23 protein-coding genes and 2 pseudogenes are annotated in these 20,416 nt (G+C 33.2%); 12 read left to right on the forward strand and 13 right to left on the reverse strand.

From position 1 onward, the window contains the following. Positions 1-106 precede the first annotated feature (106 nt). Both AC1M36_RS26680 and AC1M36_RS26685 read left to right on the forward strand, forming a co-directional pair. The gene (locus AC1M36_RS26680) at positions 107-1,900 is read left to right on the forward strand and encodes a hybrid sensor histidine kinase/response regulator transcription factor (RefSeq protein ID WP_479846421.1); all 1,794 of its coding nucleotides are present in this window, start codon (positions 107-109) and stop codon (positions 1,898-1,900) included. 218 nt (positions 1,901-2,118) lie between these two features. Next, entirely contained in the window at positions 2,119-2,751 is a 633-nt protein-coding gene (locus tag AC1M36_RS26685; RefSeq protein WP_479846422.1) for a type 1 glutamine amidotransferase family protein, read from the forward strand. Positions 2,752-2,905: 154 nt separating this feature from the next. Here AC1M36_RS26685 and AC1M36_RS26690 read toward each other — a convergent pair whose 3' ends face one another. Beyond that, positions 2,906-4,081: a tyrosine-type recombinase/integrase gene (locus AC1M36_RS26690; protein ID WP_336454325.1), complete on the reverse strand. Its 1,176-nt coding sequence runs from the start codon at positions 4,079-4,081 to the stop codon at positions 2,906-2,908. Positions 4,082-4,484: 403 nt separating this feature from the next. On the opposite strand from AC1M36_RS26690, the gene AC1M36_RS26695 reads away from it, so the two are divergent. Both AC1M36_RS26695 and AC1M36_RS26700 read left to right on the forward strand, forming a co-directional pair. Next, complete coding sequence (locus AC1M36_RS26695) at positions 4,485-5,483, forward strand: helix-turn-helix domain-containing protein (RefSeq protein ID WP_336454324.1); 999 nt, start codon at positions 4,485-4,487, stop codon at positions 5,481-5,483. Positions 5,484-5,771: 288 nt separating this feature from the next. After that, complete coding sequence (locus tag AC1M36_RS26700; protein ID WP_336454323.1) at positions 5,772-6,332, forward strand: NAD(P)H-dependent oxidoreductase; 561 nt, start codon at positions 5,772-5,774, stop codon at positions 6,330-6,332. An 80-nt stretch (positions 6,333-6,412) separates the two neighbouring features. Here the strand turns inward: AC1M36_RS26700 and AC1M36_RS26705 are convergent, their stop codons facing one another. The 3 genes from AC1M36_RS26705 to AC1M36_RS26715 all read right to left on the reverse strand — a co-directional run bounded on the left by AC1M36_RS26705 (position 6,413) and on the right by AC1M36_RS26715 (position 7,981). Beyond that, positions 6,413-6,772: a winged helix-turn-helix transcriptional regulator gene (locus AC1M36_RS26705; protein ID WP_336454322.1), complete on the reverse strand. Its 360-nt coding sequence runs from the start codon at positions 6,770-6,772 to the stop codon at positions 6,413-6,415. A 513-nt stretch (positions 6,773-7,285) separates the two neighbouring features. Beyond that, positions 7,286-7,801 (reverse strand): MerR family DNA-binding transcriptional regulator, encoded by a 516-nt coding sequence (locus tag AC1M36_RS26710; protein WP_336454321.1) that lies wholly within the window; start codon positions 7,799-7,801, stop codon positions 7,286-7,288. A gap of 30 nt (positions 7,802-7,831) precedes the next feature. After that, positions 7,832-7,981 carry a MerR family DNA-binding transcriptional regulator gene (locus tag AC1M36_RS26715; RefSeq protein ID WP_479846423.1) on the reverse strand — a complete coding sequence of 50 codons (150 nt, stop codon included), beginning with the start codon at positions 7,979-7,981 and terminating at the stop codon, positions 7,832-7,834. 148 nt (positions 7,982-8,129) lie between these two features. On the opposite strand from AC1M36_RS26715, the gene AC1M36_RS26720 reads away from it, so the two are divergent. Beyond that, positions 8,130-8,624: a DUF6022 family protein gene (locus AC1M36_RS26720; protein WP_336454320.1), complete on the forward strand. Its 495-nt coding sequence runs from the start codon at positions 8,130-8,132 to the stop codon at positions 8,622-8,624. A 197-nt stretch (positions 8,625-8,821) separates the two neighbouring features. Beyond that, positions 8,822-9,289 (forward strand): hypothetical protein, encoded by a 468-nt coding sequence (locus AC1M36_RS26725; protein WP_479846424.1) that lies wholly within the window; start codon positions 8,822-8,824, stop codon positions 9,287-9,289. Positions 9,290-10,235: 946 nt separating this feature from the next. Here the strand turns inward: AC1M36_RS26725 and AC1M36_RS26730 are convergent. The 3 genes and pseudogenes from AC1M36_RS26730 to AC1M36_RS26740 form a co-directional block, all read right to left on the reverse strand. Further along, positions 10,236-11,521: pseudogene (locus AC1M36_RS26730) on the reverse strand (IS4 family transposase). Between the two features lie 134 nt (positions 11,522-11,655). After that, positions 11,656-11,820 carry a DUF2197 domain-containing protein gene (locus AC1M36_RS26735; RefSeq protein WP_336454508.1) on the reverse strand — a complete coding sequence of 55 codons (165 nt, stop codon included), beginning with the start codon at positions 11,818-11,820 and terminating at the stop codon, positions 11,656-11,658. Between the two features lie 28 nt (positions 11,821-11,848). Then, positions 11,849-12,478 (reverse strand): TetR/AcrR family transcriptional regulator, encoded by a 630-nt coding sequence (locus AC1M36_RS26740; protein ID WP_336454507.1) that lies wholly within the window; start codon positions 12,476-12,478, stop codon positions 11,849-11,851. Between the two features lie 392 nt (positions 12,479-12,870). Between AC1M36_RS26740 and AC1M36_RS26745 the strand changes: the two genes are divergently transcribed. The 3 genes from AC1M36_RS26745 to AC1M36_RS26755 are packed head-to-tail and all read left to right on the forward strand — an operon-like array spanning position 12,871 to position 14,211. Continuing rightward, positions 12,871-13,212, forward strand: coding sequence for a PadR family transcriptional regulator (locus tag AC1M36_RS26745; protein WP_336454506.1), 342 nt, complete (start codon positions 12,871-12,873; stop codon positions 13,210-13,212). Next, positions 13,205-13,687, forward strand: a complete 483-nt coding sequence (locus AC1M36_RS26750; RefSeq protein ID WP_336454505.1) for a hypothetical protein — start codon at positions 13,205-13,207, stop codon at positions 13,685-13,687. The genes AC1M36_RS26745 and AC1M36_RS26750 overlap by 8 nt, the downstream gene beginning before the upstream one ends. Further along, positions 13,684-14,211, forward strand: a complete 528-nt coding sequence (locus AC1M36_RS26755; protein WP_479846425.1) for a permease — start codon at positions 13,684-13,686, stop codon at positions 14,209-14,211. Before AC1M36_RS26750 ends, AC1M36_RS26755 begins: the two co-directional genes overlap by 4 nt. Positions 14,212-14,634: 423 nt before the next feature. Here AC1M36_RS26755 and AC1M36_RS26760 read toward each other — a convergent pair whose 3' ends face one another. From AC1M36_RS26760 to AC1M36_RS26770, 3 genes and pseudogenes are all read right to left on the reverse strand, one after another. Further along, a complete protein-coding gene (locus tag AC1M36_RS26760; RefSeq protein ID WP_479846426.1) occupies positions 14,635-15,192 on the reverse strand; it encodes a hypothetical protein in 558 nt (185 codons plus the stop codon). Positions 15,193-15,271: 79 nt separating this feature from the next. Further along, entirely contained in the window at positions 15,272-15,697 is a 426-nt protein-coding gene (locus AC1M36_RS26765; protein WP_336454502.1) for a hypothetical protein, read from the reverse strand. A gap of 415 nt (positions 15,698-16,112) precedes the next feature. After that, a pseudogene (locus AC1M36_RS26770) lies at positions 16,113-16,217 on the reverse strand (IS6 family transposase); the annotation flags it as partial. Between the two features lie 267 nt (positions 16,218-16,484). Here AC1M36_RS26770 and AC1M36_RS26775 point away from each other — a divergent pair. Next, positions 16,485-17,012 carry an NAD(P)H-dependent oxidoreductase gene (locus AC1M36_RS26775; protein ID WP_336454501.1) on the forward strand — a complete coding sequence of 176 codons (528 nt, stop codon included), beginning with the start codon at positions 16,485-16,487 and terminating at the stop codon, positions 17,010-17,012. A 71-nt stretch (positions 17,013-17,083) separates the two neighbouring features. Here the strand turns inward: AC1M36_RS26775 and AC1M36_RS26780 are convergent, their stop codons facing one another. Both AC1M36_RS26780 and AC1M36_RS26785 read right to left on the reverse strand, forming a co-directional pair. Continuing rightward, positions 17,084-17,443, reverse strand: a complete 360-nt coding sequence (locus AC1M36_RS26780; RefSeq protein WP_017154591.1) for a winged helix-turn-helix transcriptional regulator — start codon at positions 17,441-17,443, stop codon at positions 17,084-17,086. A gap of 440 nt (positions 17,444-17,883) precedes the next feature. Then, a complete protein-coding gene (locus AC1M36_RS26785) occupies positions 17,884-18,591 on the reverse strand; it encodes an IS6 family transposase (RefSeq protein ID WP_336454500.1) in 708 nt (235 codons plus the stop codon). 122 nt (positions 18,592-18,713) lie between these two features. Here AC1M36_RS26785 and AC1M36_RS26790 point away from each other — a divergent pair, with 122 nt between their 5' ends. Continuing rightward, on the forward strand, positions 18,714-18,881 hold the full coding sequence (locus AC1M36_RS26790) for a hypothetical protein (protein ID WP_336454499.1): 168 nt from the start codon (positions 18,714-18,716) through the stop codon (positions 18,879-18,881). A 66-nt stretch (positions 18,882-18,947) separates the two neighbouring features. On the opposite strand, the gene AC1M36_RS26795 is transcribed toward AC1M36_RS26790, so the two are convergent. Next, a complete protein-coding gene (locus tag AC1M36_RS26795) occupies positions 18,948-19,802 on the reverse strand; it encodes an Rpn family recombination-promoting nuclease/putative transposase (protein WP_431613441.1) in 855 nt (284 codons plus the stop codon). Between the two features lie 340 nt (positions 19,803-20,142). Here AC1M36_RS26795 and AC1M36_RS26800 point away from each other — a divergent pair. Then, a partial coding sequence (locus AC1M36_RS26800; RefSeq protein WP_479846427.1) for an IS6 family transposase occupies positions 20,143-20,416 on the forward strand: 274 nt, incomplete at its 3' end.

A 20,416-nucleotide genomic window follows, 5' to 3' on the forward strand; every position in this document is an offset into this window, starting at 1 on the left:
GACCGTCCTTCCACTATCTATTGACGAATTGGAAGATATACCGCATGATAAATCTGGATCATTAGAAAGTTAATTCCAAAAAAATACGAGTAGGTGTGCATAATCTATGTTCTCAGTAATGAAAAAGTGGTTTTGGTATGATTGGATATTTGTATCCGTACGAACGTTTTGGCTGTTCGTTATTATAAGTGCTGATTTTATACATCCATCATTAATCAATACGTCAATTTGGATTGTAATTTCTCTTGCAATCGTCGTTTACTTTGTTCCATTAATCGTCCGATATAAGAAAGAAGACTGGTATCTTGCAGTCGATGTCACGGCATCAGGCCTATATTATCTTTATTTAGCCTACGTAGCGCCGGGATTGCTTTGGTCTTTCATTTTACTCGTAATGATTATTGGTTTAGCAAACATTCAAAAAAGCTATGTGTGGACAGGTATCCTCTGTGGAATCGTATTCCCAGCATTGAACAGCTGGATCGCTAATCATCTCCCATATGAGTCTATCTTTAGCTGCAGCCTTGGTTTTGTCATTGGGATGGCATTTAATATATTAATTCAGTACCATAAGCAAGCCCAAATTATACAAGAGCAGAAGCTGTTGCTGGAGCAACATATTAAGCGGATTGAGGAGCTTACGCTGATAGAAGAACGCAACCGGCTGTCACATGAGCTGCATGACACAATTGGCCATACTCTTACCTCTCTCATTGTAGGGGTCGAATCACTGAGAACGTCAGTGCCAGATTCGCAGTTTGAGAGAATTGATTCTCTTGTCGGTATTGCCCAAAACAGTCTGGATGATATCCGAAAGCATCTTCATCAGCTCTCTCATAATTCATTAAATCATTCGTTAAGTGAATCGTTAAGACAATTAACCGAAGAATTTATGAAGTCGACAGGTACAACGGTTACATTCCGTGTGATTGGCAATGAGACTCTAGTCATGCAAAAAATAAACTTTTGCCTATATCGTTGCCTTCAAGAATCCCTAACAAACGCGGTTCGGCACGGCAAGGCGAGTGCGATAGCCGTTCAACTGCATTTCGATAAGAAACAGCTTCGGTTACAGATTGAAGATAACGGCGTCGGAATGAAAGAAATTCAATTCGGATTTGGTTTCAATGGGATGAAGGAACGGCTTGAACAATATCACGGCACATTGTCGGTTCATTCTGGAGCTGAGCAAGGAACATTTGTCATATGTAATATTCCATTGCAGACAGAACTTGTACATGACACGATCCGCCTGTTGATCGTTGATGATCAGGCACTTATTACCGACAGTTTAGAGCAAGTTTTAAATCAGCATACTGATTTTACCATCGTTGGTAAGGCGAAGGATGGGCGCGAAGCATTAGAACATTGTGAGCAATTCCATCCTGATATCGTATTAATGGATATTCGTATGCCGGTAATGGACGGACTTGAGGCTTTACTTGAGGTGAAACAGCGATGGCCTGATATTAAGATTGTGCTCATGACAACGTTTGAGGATTCCTTGCAAGCAGCAACTGCATTGGAACACGGAGCGGAAGGCTACTTACTGAAGTCAATTCATCCACGAGAGATGATGGAAGCTCTGAAACTTATTTATAACGGAGGAACCTGGATCGATCAATCGGTCGCTACGCGAGTCTTCGAAGAGATGAAGCGTCAACGTGAGCAACTAGAAAAGATTCAATCAAGTAAGGAAAGCTACCCGTACGGACTTACAAAACGCGAGATGGAAATTCTGGAGCATCTGTCGAACGGGCTTCGCTACAAATCAATTGCCTCTAAGCTGTTTTTATCGGAGGGAACGATACGCAATTACTGCTCGAACCTTTACTCCAAGCTCGGCGTCAATAATCGCGAGGAAGCAATCAAAATAGCACGAACAGAGAATATCTTATAGACGCTGTAGAACTTTTCGATAGTACTCAAATTATAGATTCTTTTGATACATTTACGTCTGCTGCGCCAAATAATGAGCCTATCTTGCGAAGAAAAGACTTATTGAAGTTCTGTCGGAAAACGATAAATTTTTATCAAGTATGATAACTCCCCTGACATTATCTGTAAGGGGAGTTATACTATAATAGGCTATATCAATAGTGATTGGAGTGTTATTAGATGCAAACAAAAAATGTTTATCTTTATGTATTTAATACAATGTCAGACTGGGAATATGGGTATTTAATTGCTGAATTAAACTCGGGAAGATATTTTAAAAAAGATTTAGCTCCGTTAAAGGTATTTACAGTAGGAGCTAATAAGGAAATTATTACTACGATGGGAGGACTGAGCATACAACCAGATATTTCCCTAGATGAATGTACTCTTGAGAGTAAAGATCTTTTAATCTTACCTGGAGGGAATACTTGGGGAGAAGATATTCATCAACCCATCTTGAAAAAAATTGGCGAAGCTTTAAAGCTTGGCACTATTGTTGCTGCAATTTGTGGTGCAACTGAGGGCCTCGCGAATATGGGATACTTAGATTCTAGAAAGCATACAAGCAATGACTTAGAGTATATTAAAATGGTCTGTCCTAATTATAAAGGAGAAAAATTTTATGAGATGAGACCTGCGGTATCTGGTAAGAATTTAGTTACTGCATCAGGGGTAGCTCCTCTGGAATTTACGATGGAAGTACTGAAAAAATTAGATGTATTTGCACCCGATACATTACATGCATGGTATAACCTAAATAAGACTCATAAACCTGAATACTTTTTCCAGTTAATGAATTCAATAAATAGATGAACTAAAAAAATCAATTTAGCAGTTTTATATTATTTGAAATCAAGGGGTAATTCCTGCTATCTTCCTAGATAAAAGTTAATATATTTGGAGTTAATATGTAATTTTTACATATTAACTCCTTGCTCAAAACGTTAATTTGAATATCATAACAATACTAATCATTAAGCATATCTGCAAAGATAACCCCAACATTATTTTTACGCTTCATATGTTTTTCTAAATATATCTTAGTGGTTTGAATATTTTCATGTCCTAAGGTCTGCATCAAATGATACAAATCAGCATTCCCCTGTTCTACTGCCATAATTGCAAAGGCATGTCGGAATGTATGTGCTGTGACTGGATTTTCACGATATTTTAAGAAATCCAAATTTGTTTTTTTAATCATATCTGTTACCTGGTTAGATAACGTTTTTGACTTATAAAAATCACCTCTTCGGTTTACAAATAATGGGCTTTCATCCCCTTGGTCTAATTCTGTTTTAAACCCTCTTCTTCTTCTCATTTCACAAATACACTGATACAAATGTTCCGAAACGAAAAGTTCACGTACCTTATCCCCTTTTCCAATCACTTTTAACCAATACTTCCCGTCATAGTGTAAATCTTTTACTCTTGTTGTACACAATTCCTGAATCCTTGCACCTGTACTAGCTAACGCCAGTAAGATTGTATAGTTTACTAAATGCCCTTTCTCTTTATAAAACCCTAATATCTTCATGACTTCCTCATAGGATAAATCACGATTTGGCCGATCTTGTTCGTTTACATTTGCACGCTGTAGTTCATCATGTAGTGGTTTTTCAATATAACCAAACCCATGAAGATGTTTTAAAAATGAACGAATTAATATCGTTTTCTTTGCTAATGTTGCGATCGCATAAGTATCACCATTACGACCATTCTGTACTTCTTTTAACCAGGTATTATATTTTCGAATGTGCCAAGGTCTCAATGTTTTTAATAAAGAAGCGTTTTGTTGTACCTCTTCCCCGTTAATTTCAAATTCTTCTGCATGCTCTACCATGCATTGGCAAAATGATAGGATTTCAGATACATAGCTCTTCTTTGTATCTTTTTTTCGGTTCTTCTTCTCATCCATGTCTTTTTGTAAATGTACAAAATGGTAAATGACTTCTAGATCACTTAAAAAATCATATTTTCCCTTTCCCTCTTTTTCTGCGGCCTCCATTTTTCGTTCCACATCATTCATATGACGGTTATTATTCAGAAAAGGGCTAACATCTTTAATATGTTCTCTATATGTATCTATAAATTCTTTTTTATTGTTTACAACAGGTAATAATTGTTTTCCATTTCTAGAATCCATAAAACTGCTTCACCTCTTCTTTTGTAAATTGTAAGTCTATATCTATTTATTAATTATACTATGAATTTGATTGTACTTACATCAATTGCACAAAGTAAATTTCATGCTCTTTCTGTAAGAATCCTACATTCTTCTCTATTTAAATATACATTTATTTTTTTATAAATTATTATTAATTGTTTATTTTTTAAAAACCAATTCGTTAATTTAAAATTTATTTTTATGTTTAAAAATAGTTTTATTTTACTTTAAATATAGAAATTTATTTAAAATTACATTAATTTTCATAAATGAATTAATACTTTTAATATATTAAGAACTATTTTCATATATATAGCGGACTCTGTTATAATATATCTATAATTTAAGAATTACGGAAATTAAGTAAGGAGGCATTACTTTCATGACACAGGATTTATTGTTTATTACAAAGCCAACAGTAACTACAAAAGAAGCAGCAGATTTAATGGGAGTTACCGTACAGACTATCTTAAAGAAAGAAAAAGATGGTTTAATTGAATGTGTATATAAGGATAATTGGAAACAGTTCGGTAGCAAAATCTTTTATTTAGAAGATATCGAACGATTAATGAATAAAGAAGAAATCAAAGGATTAAGTACAAAAGAAGCAGCAGAACTTTTAAATGTAGCACCTTCTACCATATTTACTTATATTAAATCAGGAAAGCTACCAGCAAAAATGGTGGAAAAGCGAGGAAAGCAAGTATATGTAATTGATGAAGAAGATTTAGAGATTTTTCAGCTCGATTATGAAAAAACAACTACGAAAGAGCGTAAAACTTTTATCACCAAGATTCAGGATACTGAATTTTATTTATATCAATTACTTACGCATCAAGATACAGGGGAAAAAGCTCGTGTGATAGAAATGAATGGGGCTAATGGGAAAGTTATCACGCAAAATGAAGAAATCTTTTCTTTATCCGAATACAAAGATCATGACTACACAGTTGAACATTTTGACAAACATGCAGTAATTACAAAACGAGGATATCTATCTTTTACTTTTAAAAAGCCTCAGCTATTTAATTCAATTACTTATAATCTAATAAACTTATTTTATAAACACCTTGGTGTAGCAAATATGCGTCTAAACGTTATACAGGACACAATTCAAGTTGAAATTAAACCTTTTGTCTTAAAGGTAGAGCCATTACAATTTCAAGAGGAAATTAAATACTTACATTCTCATATGAAGACAGGCTCAATACTGCCACATGTTGACGGTATATACTTTAAAAGCAATGTAGAGCCGTTAACTTTTCATGCGGATCATAAATTCAAACAAAAAGTAATTCAAATGGCTTCAGAATCTGGCTTGGGTCAGGAAGAGTTCTTACTTCATGCAGTAAAAACTTATATTAAAGCGTTAGAAGAATAAGATAAAAAGCAAAACCTTTAGAATTTAAAAAAATAAAATTATATAGTATTCCATTACATTGATTTATAAATAAACGACCTTTTCGTACAACATACGGTGACCCCGAGAATGCAGCTATTCTACTTTACGTGTAATAGATTCGCTGGTTCTCCCTTATAGAAAAAATATTTTTATGACTGATTTAACACTCACCTTTATGTAAGTACCTGTACTAAAAGTGCATACTTACATATTTGTAGTGTGCTCTTTATAATAAAGTCATAAAAAATACTTAAGGAGGAAAAATCTTTGAATACTCTTGTTATTGTAACACATCCCAGCATAGAAACATCCGTCATTAATAAGCGATGGGTAGAAGAACTGAAAAAATATCCGGAAAAGTATACTGTTCACGAATTGTCTAAGGTTTACCCTGATGGAAACATAAACGTGGAAAAAGAACAAAAATTGGTTGAATCACATGGTAATCTTGTTTTGCAGTTCCCTATATATTGGTTTAATTGTCCACCTCTCCTTAAAAAATGGTTTGACGATGTTTTAACTTATGGATGGGCTTATGGTTCAAATGGAGGTGATAAATTAAAGAATCGTAGAGTTGCTTTAGGTGTATCTGCAGGAATCAAAGAAGAAGATTATAGTGAAAGCGGAAGATATCAGTATACACTTGAACAAATATTAGTTCCATTTGAAACGACATTCCTGTATTGCAATGCAGATTATCGTTCGTTCTTTGCGTTTTACGGCAAAGAAAGTGATCCGGGTGGAAACGAAGAAGAAGAAAGTGAGCTGGGTACAAGCGAATTGGAAAAAAGCACTCAGGAATATTTGAATTTTATTGACAACCTGTAATAGGAAGCTTTATTAAAGCTACAAAAAAGAAGTTTTTTATTGGGGAGATACTTCTTTTGATTTAAACAAAATAGCTATACCTACTTGTGTACATCCTTAAGAGATGGAAAACGATTCTTCTCTCCCCACTCACACATCATATTTAACAAAGGAACGAGAGAAAGACCACGGTCAGATAATGAATATTCAACTTTTGGAGGTATTTGGGGAAATTCCTTACGTATGATAAGGCCCTCTGCCTCTAGCTCTTTTAACATGATGCTTAGCGTTTTAAATGAAATGGTACCGATACTTCGCTTCAGCTCATTATGCCGCATAACGTTATTTTCAGATAGCCAATATATAATGATCATTTTATATTTACCGGCTATTAAGGACAACGTATATCCAAATCCAGTGTCTTTTAGTTCAACTCCAGTCGGAACACAGCTTTTGCGCATAAGTTACACTCTCCCTTAGGTAAGTAATGAAATAGGCATCCTTTACAATAGATCATTATGCAATCTTATTGCAAAGGATGTATTGTAAAATCGCTAAAAAATTTTGCTATATCTTTAATTCGAATAAATTTCAACTAAACACCCCTTAAATCAACTTTTAAAAAACTTCTTCTTTATTCAATTAAATGGCCCGATTGTTAAATAACATGACTGACGTTTTTTAAACAACTTCTCAATAACAACATCAAAATCTTTTTTATTGGTTCTGTTGCAAAAACCATTTGATAGAGACATAGAACCTGCATGGACTGTTCAATGACAGTTTATGCTGCAATTCCAAACAATTTATGTATAAATCTAACTTCAATTACTTGCAAGAGCTTTAGAGTTTTTGCACCAGAACCAATTTTTTTGTTTTGAGGCTTTATAAAATTCTTAAATCGATGGGTATGGGCAGTACTCTTTATTCCCCTTTTTCGGCGGACGTGTGAAAAATCCCATATTAATTCTTAGTTATTTTAATCCTAACTTTTCACATAATCGATGCAAAAAATATAACCCATGTAACTGTTCTTGATTCCGTTTATTTAAATGCTGTTGGCACTCCTCGACAATGCTTTTTGCCCCTTCAATATTGTATTCCTCCAAATTTCTAATAGATTTTTTTAATTGAACAATTTCGTTTGAATACACAGCGTTTTGCGTAAGCTTCATTAATAAAATTTTAATAAGTTGATATGAATTAAAGTAGCGATAATTATTTTCACCTCTCTTTGAATTAACATACTCCTCCTTTTCCCAATATCGTATAGTAGAAGTAAAGATTTTTGCTTTGTTTGCTACCTCTCCAATTGTCATTAAGTTATTTGCTACCGATTGGGAATCAACGATATCGTTTAGGTCTTTTATTATTCTAGTAGCTAACTCGTTTTCTTGATAGTTGGCTGCTTGTATCTCGTTGATTATCCAGAGTGCAGAATTCAGCTTTTTTTGTTGCAGTTTTTTTAGTACAGCTGTTGTTATCTCCATTCCAACCCCCGGTGACATGGCTACTATACATTATGCTAAATGTTCCTCCGTATAGATTCCATATCCTGTACCCAACCTTTCTGTGGCTGGGATAATCCCCCTTGTTTCGTAACTTCTTAAAGTGCGAGTACTCACATTTAACCTTTTTGCAATATCAATAGGTCTTATATTATTCTTCATTCTTTTTCATCCCCACCAACATTAAACTCATTATAAAGTTTATCATTTAATACCCTCTAAAATAAGTATATGCAATTAAAAACCTTATAATTGACTTTAATGTTATAAGATTAAGGAGTAAGTAATAAAAAATGGCGGAGGGATCTCAGTGTCAAAATTAAACATTCAACCCGAAATGTCAATTGAAGAGTTAGGACAAAAAGTATCTGGTTATTTAAAGGACCATTGGGAAGAAGTTCTTGCAGATACCATTGAGAAATTCCAAAAATTGTTTCCTGAGTACGAAGATGCCACATATGGTATGTACTTAGATAAACTACTTCCTCCAGCATGGAAAGAGCTTGAGAAAGCAGGTTTTCAGTCTGCTGAAAAAACAAAAGAAGATGACTTTATTATTGCTGGGTGCTTAAATTTTAGAAATTCTATTGAAAAAGCAAAATGGGGAACGCCTGATCATGAAAAGCGTGTCTTTTGGATTGTCATTGAAAACCAAAATAAACAATTAATTGGTACTTTTCTTTTTGAATTATCTCATTCTCATGTAAATTTCAACCTCCCTTCAGCTCCAAAACTAATGACTTTTACAAGTACTGAAAGAAATGAAATTACCAAAAAAATTCTAAGCCTAAACGAAAATTCTTGATTAATGTAACAAGAGGCTGTCTAAAAAGGGCTTGACTCATCCAACTGAACAGCCTTCTTTAGTCCTTGCACATTGTGTGGGAATTTTTTAATAAATAAAAAGGGTGCTTATTTTTAGGCAGCCCTTTTTATTTTGTCCTTTAAGTCCGTCGATGGTTACATGTCATATTTTGTATTAACTTAAAGGGGGTAATGTTAATGTATTATTATGATAGTTATTATAATTATGTACCTGTTCAATATTCAACTGGACAACAGTCTACTGAATTTGAGAATCCACAAGAAATTTTTTTTCGGCCACCAGTATCTAATGGATCGCGAGTAAAAGATCCTATAAGGCCCGAGGTTTATCTCGTAGATCATGGAAGAATTCGTTTAATTGTTAGTACGGCTGTTTATCATGGCATTTTTAGAGATTGGAAAGGGTTAATTCCAGTGGGCCTACAAAATTATCCTACAGGACCACCTCTTTGCGAAGGAACTTTTCTATTCAAATATAAAGATAATCCTACTGTATATTTGCGTGATTGGGAAAATGGTCGTACACAAGTAAAGCGACGGATTGTAAGTGCTAATGCTTTTAATCGTTGGCATTTTGATTGGAATAAAATAAAAGAAATGCCTCGTACTACTTTTTATCTTCCAGATGGTACAGATATAAGGTGACTAGGTAAAAGACCAAAAAGGGAGATAAGTATAATTATAAAAATAGTTATCTTTAGTTTAATAATAATTTTGATTTTAATATAAAGATGGTACTTAAACTCTACACATTGTGTGAGTTTTTTTCATAAAGAAAAAGCACCTTTAGGTGCCTTTTCTCTGTTTGTTCTCGCGTATTGAGATGACTATTCAAACCTTGTATTAGGGGACATGGTTCAAACAGATATACATTACACTTAAATCTTAACATTGACAGAATATACAGTAAATTGATAATCTTTATGCGGAATATTCCCAAAGTTTAGTATAGATATTTTTCACTATTACTATATTAAAAATAGAATTTATGCACAATTGCATAACAATATAGTACGCGATTAGCAGTATAATTTAAATGTGTACAATAAAGCTGAAGAGGCAGAGACCATCTACGGAAATAGGTGGTCTTTTGCTATTGGATAATAAATGTATTATTTTGATGGTGTTTATCTAAGATATTGTTTTACACTTGTTCCCTGCACGTTGTGTGGGGATTTTTTATAAAGAAAAGACACTCTTTCGAGTGCCTATCTTTAGTTGACTATTCATTTTTTTATAGGGTTTCGACATAATACATGAAATACTAGCGCTGATCTATTAGATAATATCATTATATTATTAAGTGTTTTCATGCAATTTTACATATATGGGTAGCGTCTCGAAAATGCGGATTTACAACGGTAAGTTGTTTATATCATTAAAAATGAATAACTTAACAGCGATAAGGATTTTGAGACAAGTCATAAGAGACACTCGTAAGCCTTATTTTGGGTACCGCCACATGCCCATCAAGCTAAGGGTGGGTCTTTCATGAACTTCCGTTCTTGTTGCCTACATGCTTGATAATTTGTTTATTTGTTCTTAAAAATACGCATACCAAATAAACCTTGATAAGGTGTATTTTTAAATATTATGCAGTTTTCTGCTTTAGATTGGATACAGTACACTGATAAACGACACCTAAAATATCAAAGACTGTCTTTTTCTCATATCGATGCGATTTCCGTCCGCTTTTCTGTAAGAGGTCAAACAGATGAAGGAAAATTTTTGATACTTCTTGGGTGTCTTTTTGTATAGATTCATACACTAGTTGCAGATAATCTTGAATCATATAAATTGCTTTATATTCACTTAATTCTTTTTGTTTTTTCTGTAGTAACAGCTGTCGCATTTTGAACATAGTGGAAGAACATAGAAAAATAGCGATTAACTGTCCATAAAGATGACATTCTAGACGCTCTCGCTTAATATTGTGACAATGATTGATACCAAAAAGAGATTTCCATGTTTTAAATACAATCTCTTTTTGCCAACGTAGAGAGTAAATCTCGTGAACATGTTCCATCGGAACAATTTCCCATGGGATGTTGGTAATATAAACATTGATTTCTGTTAAACGTTTACTTTTTTCAGAGTATGTAACCCCTTTTTTCTTTTCAACATAAGTTTGCTGTTTCCTACGTTTATGAACTTGAGCTGATGTGAGTCTGTATATTACAACTCGTGAGGGTAATTTTTGTTGTCCAACATAGGCATTTCGAATTTCATAAGTATCTCCTGGTTTTATCTGATGCATGATATGTTCAAGGTCAAGTAAAGCATATAAAGATTGCTTTTTTACTGACCCATCCCGAAAGAATTCTGGAGATTCATTTTTAACATATACTCTATTATTTAATTTCAACCGCGAAACATAGAATACCCCTCGCTGATCCATCTGGTCTAAATCTTTTAGAGAAAAGTATCCTAAATCTCGAATACATAAATCTCCTGGTCGTAAGATATCCAAACATTCTGTACCAAAGGTTTTATCATTATTTTTACCTGGTTCCATTTGAAAATTGAGGAATTTCCCACTATGTAAATCATACTCTAGTTGAATCTTAATACCAGCTGTCTGTGCACATCCTCCTGAACCAGGATAAATAGAAGCTAAATGGTTGGGTACTTGAAAAATAGTAGCATCTAAAATACGTATACGTTGAAAATAAGAAATGTATTGGTTTGAGATTTGAGAAGAATCATTTAGTTTATTTTGGATTAAAAGGGAAAAGCAGTCAAATCTTGTGCACCATACTTGCTTTTACGTTTTACAAAACCTGCCTCTTGTGCAAGTTGTTGAAGAATATGTGGGGATAGATATCGCTGTAGTTCTTCAGCGAATAAATGAAACTCATCCTGAATCGATAGATTCATACAAAAATGCCATCCTTTCTGTATATTTCTACAAAAAGAATAGCTTTTTTTGTTTATATGGATACAAATTTATTTTAGCTTGATAGCGATGTATGGTGACCCCTACTAGCAAAAGTGAGTAGTAGATAGTAACACTATCTAAAAAAATGTTTTATTGCTTCAAGTCTTATTTTATGACCACATTCGTCACAGCAATATTTCCCTTTCTTATTTTTCTTAAATTGCTTATATTTTTCAGTTCCTTCATATACTCGAAATACATTTTTACAACAAAAACAAATAACCTCATAAAATATCATATACTTCCTCCCTCATTAGGGTAATATGTTACTTTTGAGTTGCCCGATCAAAGATTGTGATAAGTTCGTTAGTGTAATCTTTAACGTTAAGATCGGGATTTCTCATTAGCTCTAGGCTAAATCCATCTATGGCATGCCTGATTGTTAACGTCATCACCCTTAAAGACGTTTTAGAAAAATCTCGAAACACTCCTTCTTGCATCCCTAAACGTAGAATATTTTCAATGGGAAGAAAAATAGTTTCATCATAGTCTGCTGCAAACCGAAGTTTCCCTTCATCTGTTCTTTCATTTGAAACAATTTCTATAACAGCGAATACATGCTTACGATGTTCATCTGTAAATTTCAGATTAGATTTAATATACGTTTGGAGCATTCCTTTTGGAGTCGTTTGAGCTTCAATTTGCGAACAAATAAAGGACTGGCATGCTATATAATAATCAGTTATAACTTGCTCCAGAAGTTTCTCTTTGTTTGTAAAGTGATAAGAAATAACCCCCTTACTTATTTTTGCGCGTTTAGCGATTTGTCCTAAAGAGGCTTGCGCATAACCCACTTCAGCAAGTGTATCAATCGCACATTCCACAATCTGAGCTCTACGGGCTTTTTCAATAAATGACATTTCTTTTTGGTTGTTTGTTTTATTTTTTATACTCATGGTTATATTTTAGCACGAATGTTCAAAAATATACAATAAAAACCATTTTAGGGGTTCAGCTGCATGCCTATCAAGCTAAAAGAGCTAGTTACCTCAAAACAATAAAAAAGAGAAAAATACACAAAATTTCCGTTTTTGGGGTATTAAAACCTCTTAAGTTGATGGGCATGGGGTACCGCCACATCACTATCAAGCTAAGAAAATACAATTCCCCCAGAACGAAAAAGATAAAAGACATGTTGCATATTTTAGAATTGACATGACATTATATTGAATTTATACTGTTAGTAACACATTACTGTTAACGACAGTATAATGTTACTAACAGTAATATTGTTAATGTTATGATGACAAAATTTTTTTTACATTTAATCTAGGAGGTTAGATATTTTATGAAACATACAGGGAGACATACAGGTGCATTTCTTTTACTGTTTTTAACAGAGGGAGATAGTTATGGAGGAAAACTTCTGCAGAAATGTGAGGAAGAACTTCCCATCAATCCAATTGATAGTGCCATCATATATCGTACACTCAAAAAATTAGAAAAAGAAGGTGCTGTTGAATCTTATTTGGACACATCTGATCAAGATAAGCCGAGAAAGATGTACAAAATTACTACAGTGGGAAAAGAACAATTAGAAGAGTTTCAAATAGATATTGAAGAAAAAATTAAAAACTTATCATTTTTCTTAAATAAATACAAAAAATGGAAGGGGTATAATCATGATTAATAGTACTATCCTTTACACTATAGCTATTATTCTTACCAGTATTTCTTTTATAAAAGATCGAAATAAAACAAAAGATGCTCTATTAAAGTCATGGAAAATGTTTCGTAATCTGATACCTTCCATGCTATCAATTATGCTTTTTGTTGGACTATCACTATCTATATTAACGCCTTCCTTCATTTCTTCCATCATTGGGGAAAAATCTGGATTCATGGGTATTGTTTATTCTGCAATAATTGGCTCTGTTGCACTCATTCCAAGCTTTGTTGTGTTTCCTCTTGGAAATACATTAGTCCAAAATGGTGCGGGCCTCCCTCAAGTTGCGGTATTAATGTCTACATTAATGTCCGTAGGAATCACAACTTTACCGATGGAACAAAAGATATTTGGACGAGGTTTTGCTTATGCTCGTAATGCATCTGCATTGTTAATGTCTCTCATATTCTCGTATATTATTTGGGTGGTGATGGTATGAATGAATTAAAAAGGTATCGTTTCTTTTTCATTTTACTATTGGGACTCATTATATTGACTTTTATAAATCAATCGTTAGGATGGAATGCATTTCAATTAACAGGAAAAAGTATTTTAGATATGCTGTTTCTACTTCCTCCTGTCTTAATATTCGTAGGGTTGCTTGACCAGTGGGTAAAGAAAGAAACATTAATTAAATATATGGGGGAAAAATCTGGAATCTATGGCATCTTATTCTCCCTATTATTAGGAGGAATTGCAGCCGGACCCCTCTACGTAGCTTTTCCCATTGCGTCACTTTTATTAAAAAAAGGAGCGAGCATACGATACATTGTATTTTTTTTAGGAGTTTGGACAACCGCAAAATTACCGGTTATTGTATATGAATTTGCCTCATTTGGAGTTAAATTTACACTCATTCACATTTGTTTTGGTTTATTCTTTTTCTATTTAATGGGTCTTATTTTTGAGAAATTTTATGACCATCGACAATTATTAAAGTATGATATAACTAAAGAAATTTAGATTTAGATCAATAAATCTTTAAGCTCCTCAATCGCAGATTCTTTTGTAACTGTAAATTTTAAATAGCATTTAATCAAAAATTCTTTATAAACCAGCAATTTAAGAAAAGTAAACACCCTAAAAAGAAAGAATGTGCTTTTTTGTTACAAGTGAACACAAAATTTCATTCTATGGGCACTATAAATTTTTAGGTTGATGGATGTGGGGCGGGACCCCTAGTTGTTCGTAGGAATTTAGTTCATTTTTTTCGTTTTGGGGAAGAATGTATTTCTAAACTTGAAAGCGATGGCGTGCTACCTCATTAAACAAAAAAAGTAATTCCGTTTTGAAAAAAAGATTAATCAAAACGAATTACTTTTTGTTTAAATGTGCTAATTTATATTAATAACCGTTGAAATTTATTTTGAGCCTACATTAATTATTTCAGTTAACCCACCAATTAGGCATAACCTTAACAAATTCTTGTTTTGGTGTAAAAGGAAATAAAGCATCAAAGCCTGTATGCTTACTTTGATGTAACGTAGTAAAGTATCGATAACTTAGCATTTGTCCTGAGTGCATAAATTTATAAAATTCATGTGATGGAGCTAAATCATGATATCCACTTTCAGCATAAATCCTTGCAAATCCATTTAAATTAGGCACTTCAACCTCATTAATCCAATCACTTGCCCAATCGTCACCTTCCTCCAACAACGCCGTGTAATCATTACAGATAAAAAATACACTTTGCCAATCATTATCCATATCATATTCAAAATAAATAGCTGCTGCTGAATGTTTATCAGCTGTATGTATTGAGGTGTAGAGGGTATCGTTCAGTTTATTTTGGAATGGGTCTAAATCTATGTTTCGAATTCGTTTTGCTTGTTCTTCTTCTGCCAGTTTAGAACACAGATCATAGTATTTCACTTCAATCTCCTGCCATGAATGATCCAATAACTCAGTTTGTATTTGATCTAAATACTCATATATCCCCATGTTGTTTATTCCCCCCTTTTTACATAACGCACGTTAGCGGAAGTTAATATATGTAATTTACCTACAAAAATTATCCCTGTCAGACTGGAATTATGCCTTCCAACTCAGTAATTTCCTCACTAATTAATTGTTCTATTTTTTTTATAAAATCATCAATTTGATTAAGTTCCGTAAGAATAAACAGATTTGAACGCATCCAATAAGGCTTTGATTGCTTATTGTCAATTACTACCTCTATACCTACAATGCCTCTTTTATCATGTAAGAAGAATCTCATGGATAAGAAATGAGTTACATTGTCTATATCCTCACCTGAAACCCATTGAAACTCATGTAGTTTAAAAGTGGAAAACTTGATTATTCCCTCTTTTAAATCTTCGAGTTCTTCATTGGTGGTATATAGGTTAATGCTCGCAGTGCCATAAAATCCAGTAAAGTCAAAATTCAATTCAAAAAAATTGGTATCTTCCCATATCTTTTTTATTTTTATATTTGGTTCAGGCATTGTGGTCTATCCTCCCATAAATTGCACTTTCCACTTGAGAATATTATAACAAGTTTTCCTTAACAAAAGGCCTTTATTAGATACGTTAAAACCAATGTATATCCTATACATGTGAGATTAACATAACGTCTCATTATCAATAGTCAACGATGTGTAAAATTTATTTTTGTGAATACACCTCACTTTTTTCGTTTTCGGGTATTTGCTTATATTAGCTTGATGGTGATGTATGGTGACTCCTAAATAAGGATGTTAGAATATAGATGAACAAATGAGAAAAAACTAGATCTACGCTAGCTTTTTTACATAATCCCCTTAGCGAAAGTTATAATGTTTTATAAAACTCATGAATCGTATTTATGAATCTCTCTTGTTCTTCTAAGAATGGATAATGATTGCTATTTTCAAAGGGAATTAGAGTTGAATTAGCAACTGAAACACCACGCTCTTTCAAGATTTCAGATACATCACGATAGCTTAAAGAAAAACGACAATAGTAGCCGACGGCTACCAAAATAATATCCTTTTTAAACTATTTTCCTTTACAATACCGCATATATCATTCTCCTGCTCACACTTTTTCTACAGGTTATCTCAGTTTAGAAATCTTTGCAACAGAACCCTTCTTTCCCTTGCATCAGTTTATGGGTCATTTGGCACGATAAAAAAAGACTGCAAATTACAGGTACTTACCTTTATGTAAGTACCTGTACTAAAAGTGCGTACTTACATATTTTTAGCTTGAACTTTACAATAAAAATGAAATCAGCCTAAGGAGGAAGAAACATTGAAAACTCTTGTTATCGTAACACACCCAAGTTTAGAAACATCTGTTGTTAATAAGCGATGGGTAGAAGAATTAAAAAAATATCCAGAAAAATATACTGTGCACGAATTGCATAAGGTTTATCCTGATGAGAACATAGATGTGGAAAAAGAACAAAAATTGGTTGAAACTCATGGGAACCTTGTTTTCCAATTTCCTGTATATTGGTTCAACTGTCCTCCTCTCTTAAAAAAGTGGCTGGATGATGTTTTCCTTTATGAATGGGCTTATGGTTCAAAAGGAGATAGATTAAAGAATCGTAAAATTGCTTTAGGTGTATCTGCCGGGATCAAAAATGTGGATTATAGTGAAGCTGGAAGATACTATTATACCCTTGAACAAGTGTTGTGTCCGTTTGAGATGACAGCCATCTATTGTAAGGCAGACTATCGTTCGTTCTTTGCGTTTTATGGAGCAGAATTTGAGCCATCTGTAAGTGAAATAGAAAAAAGTACCCAAGATTATCTAAATTTCATTGATAATATGTAATAGGTAACTTTTATAAAAATTAAAATAAGAAGTACCTTCTAAAGAAGAAGGTACTTCCTTTTACACTATGCCTATTTTTTTACATCTTCTAGAGCTTGAAAACTATTTTTCTCTCCCCACTCGCACATCATATCTAACAATGGAATAAGTGAACAACCACGTTTAGATAATGAATATTCAACTTTTGGAGGTATTTGGGGAAATTCTTTACGTATAATAAGACCATCTTCCTCAAGTTCTTTTAACATAACACTTAGTGTTTTAAAGGAAATAGTCCCAATACATCGCTTCAGCTCATTGAACCTCATAACCTTATTTTCAGACAACCAATACAAAATAATCATTTTATATTTACCACCTATTAAGGATAACGTATATCCAAAACCAGTGTTTTTTAGTTCTACGCCAGTCGGAACACAAGTTTCTCTCACAATCCCCACTCTCCTTCTGATAAGAATATCCTATCAATATGAATACTTTATAGTAAATTACTATGCAATCTTATCATAAGAATGTAAAGTAATACGTTTATATTTTCTTTAATGTTTTTAATATCCCATATTGTTTCATTCTCATGCAAAGAATCTAATTTAACTAAGAAAGAAATTTTAAAAACAATTAGCATAACAACACTTATCAGTAGTCCATGTATTTAAAAATCTCAAAAAGTCCCTCCAGATCTTCTGAAGAAACTTTTTATTTATAAAACTATTAGAAAAGTTACTTAAAAGATTTTTTCCAATTTGAATAATAATAAATGAACTGAATTAATAAAGTTATTACTGCAATGCCAGTAAAGGTTACAAAAGGTTCTGGTGCAAAGGTTATATCCATTTGAAAGAGGTATATAGATTCCTAATGGAATCTGTTCTTATGCAGCTATCCCAAAGAGTTGATGAATGAACTTCACTTGATTTTGGACAGACTTGTCTCGTAAAGCAAGTTGTCCTTTTTTAATGATATGCATCGCTTCCATTCCGAAAAGAATAGATTTGGCTGTACGGAAAGATTTCAATCCTAACATTGAACGAACTCTCTTTTTAATAAAACGATGATCTTGTTCCACAATGTTATTCAGATATTTTATCTGTCTAATTTGGATGCCTACGGGCATCTTTTTCTCTTTCTTCAACTCAGCAACTGCTAAAGGATATGCTGGGTTCTTGTCTACTGTGATAACACGGGGATTTGAAACATGAAAAGACCGCAAAGCTTTCTTGAAAAAGCGCTTTGCAGCCTTATGATCTCTTGTTTTGCTTAAATGAAAATCAATTGTATTTCCTTTTGAATCAACGGCACGATATAGGTACATCCATTGCCCTTTGACTTTCACATACGTCTCATCGACTCGCCAAGAATCATTAGTTGATTTAAGGTGACGCCGTACTCGCTCATCTAATTCGGGACCATATTGATGAACCCACCGCATGATGGTTGTATGAGCAAGGGATAATCCGCGTTCTTCCATCATTTCGACTACATCACGAAAACTTAAATTATACCGTAGGTACCATCTCACGGTTGATAAAATAATATCAGGTTGATAATGTTTCCATTTAAATAGATTTTGCTTTTCCATACTGATCACGTCCTTTTTTAGAGTACTAGTATCAGTATGTCCAAGATTTAGAGATTACTTGCAATTATTTTGAAGTTTTTGCACCAGAACCCTTTTTACTGTATATGATGGAGGAATGTATTATGGAGGAAAAGAAACATCAGGTATCGTATTTTATCAGAGTGTATACATTAAGAAATCATAGTACAAAGACCATTAAAGTTGAACCATCTCGAACATTTAAAGAAGAAATGAAGATGTTAGGTATAACGGAATCAGATATTTTTCAAATACAGCTTATAAAAAAGTAATAACAGAAAGAGGATGTAATTAAAAAGCTTTGCGAAAAATCACGCAAAGCTTTTTAATTACATGTATTATAATAATAATTTTCGTATTTCTTCCGTAGTTAGACCTGTGAATTTTGCAATGTCTTCTAATGGCATACCATTCTTATGCATACCACGGATTAATTGGATTTTTCCTTCTTCACGAGCGTGTGCCAACTTGGCTTGCTCATCTAGAAGTAACTTTTCACGAGCTTCATAAGCTGTTCTGAAAGAAGAGTCATGGCTCATATTTTCCCACTTACTCATTGCCTTTTGTAAGATTGGATCTTGATTCATTGCAATCTCCTCCAATGTTTGAGTTAAATGTTCATCTTCATGTGCTGGTAGTAATAACATCCAGCGAACCAATGCATTTTCCCATGGATTTACTTTTTCTTCACGCCATTGTTTGACCAACTTTGGAATTTCTACAAAATGAATTTCAATATCATCACTTAGTATCTGTTGCTTTTTAGGATTCCATAATTGTCCTATGGTGTGAAATGAATCATCTTGGGAGAATAATATAAAATCTAATAAATTAATGGTAATTGTTTTCCGAAGTGAACGATACGGCATACCTTCTTGCATTTGGGATGTATAGAGTTTACTCCAGTAATATAAAGATCGTTTTACCATATCATGTGTGTTCCGTAATTGAATTTCGATATTAACTTGTGTTCCATTATCTAGTGTTGCTAATAAGTCTAATATGGATAACTTATCATCTTCATAAGATTTATGAAGATGTGGATCTTCTAGTTGTAGAGATACAATAGGTGCATCTAAAGATTCCTCTAGGATGGCGTTTAGAAATCCAGTTAAAATCTCTTCATTTCCCTTCGTTCCAAATAACTGTTTAAAAGCGAAATCAATCCGTAAATTTACTAATTTTGTGGACATGGGTTTCCTCTCCCTGTCTTTCTGTTCTTAACTATATTTTATAAGATAGTCCTCTACACATGCAAATGCTACTATTATAATTGTAGGTTTAATTTATTGTAGCTTCTTTATTCGGTTTTGGTGCAAAAAAAAGAATAAAATGCATATACTCCTAACAGAATTGTATCTTATACTACAAGTTCAAACAATTGATGGATAAATTCGGTTCTGTTGCAAAGATATATATAATTTTAAAGATTTTAGTCTATCAAAAGTGTTCGAAAATCCTTATATGGGTTCTGTTGCAAAGATTTCTAAACTGAGATAACCTGTAGAAAAAGTGTGAGCAGGAGAATGATATATGCGGTATTGTAAAGGAAAACAGTTTAAAAAGGATATTATTTTGGTAGCCGTGGGCTACTATTGTCGTTTTTCTTTAAGCTATCGTGATGTATCTGAAATCCTAAGAGAACGTGGTGTCTCCGTTCATCCTACAACCATTATGCGCTGGGTTCATGAATATGGAAATCTTATCTATCAAATTTGGAAGAAGAAAAATAAAAACGTTCCATTATCTTGGAAACTAGATGAAACCTATATAAAAGTCAAAGGAAAATGGTGTTATTTATATCGTG

It is taken from the genome of Bacillus sp. Medicinal_06 (assembly GCF_056711665.1).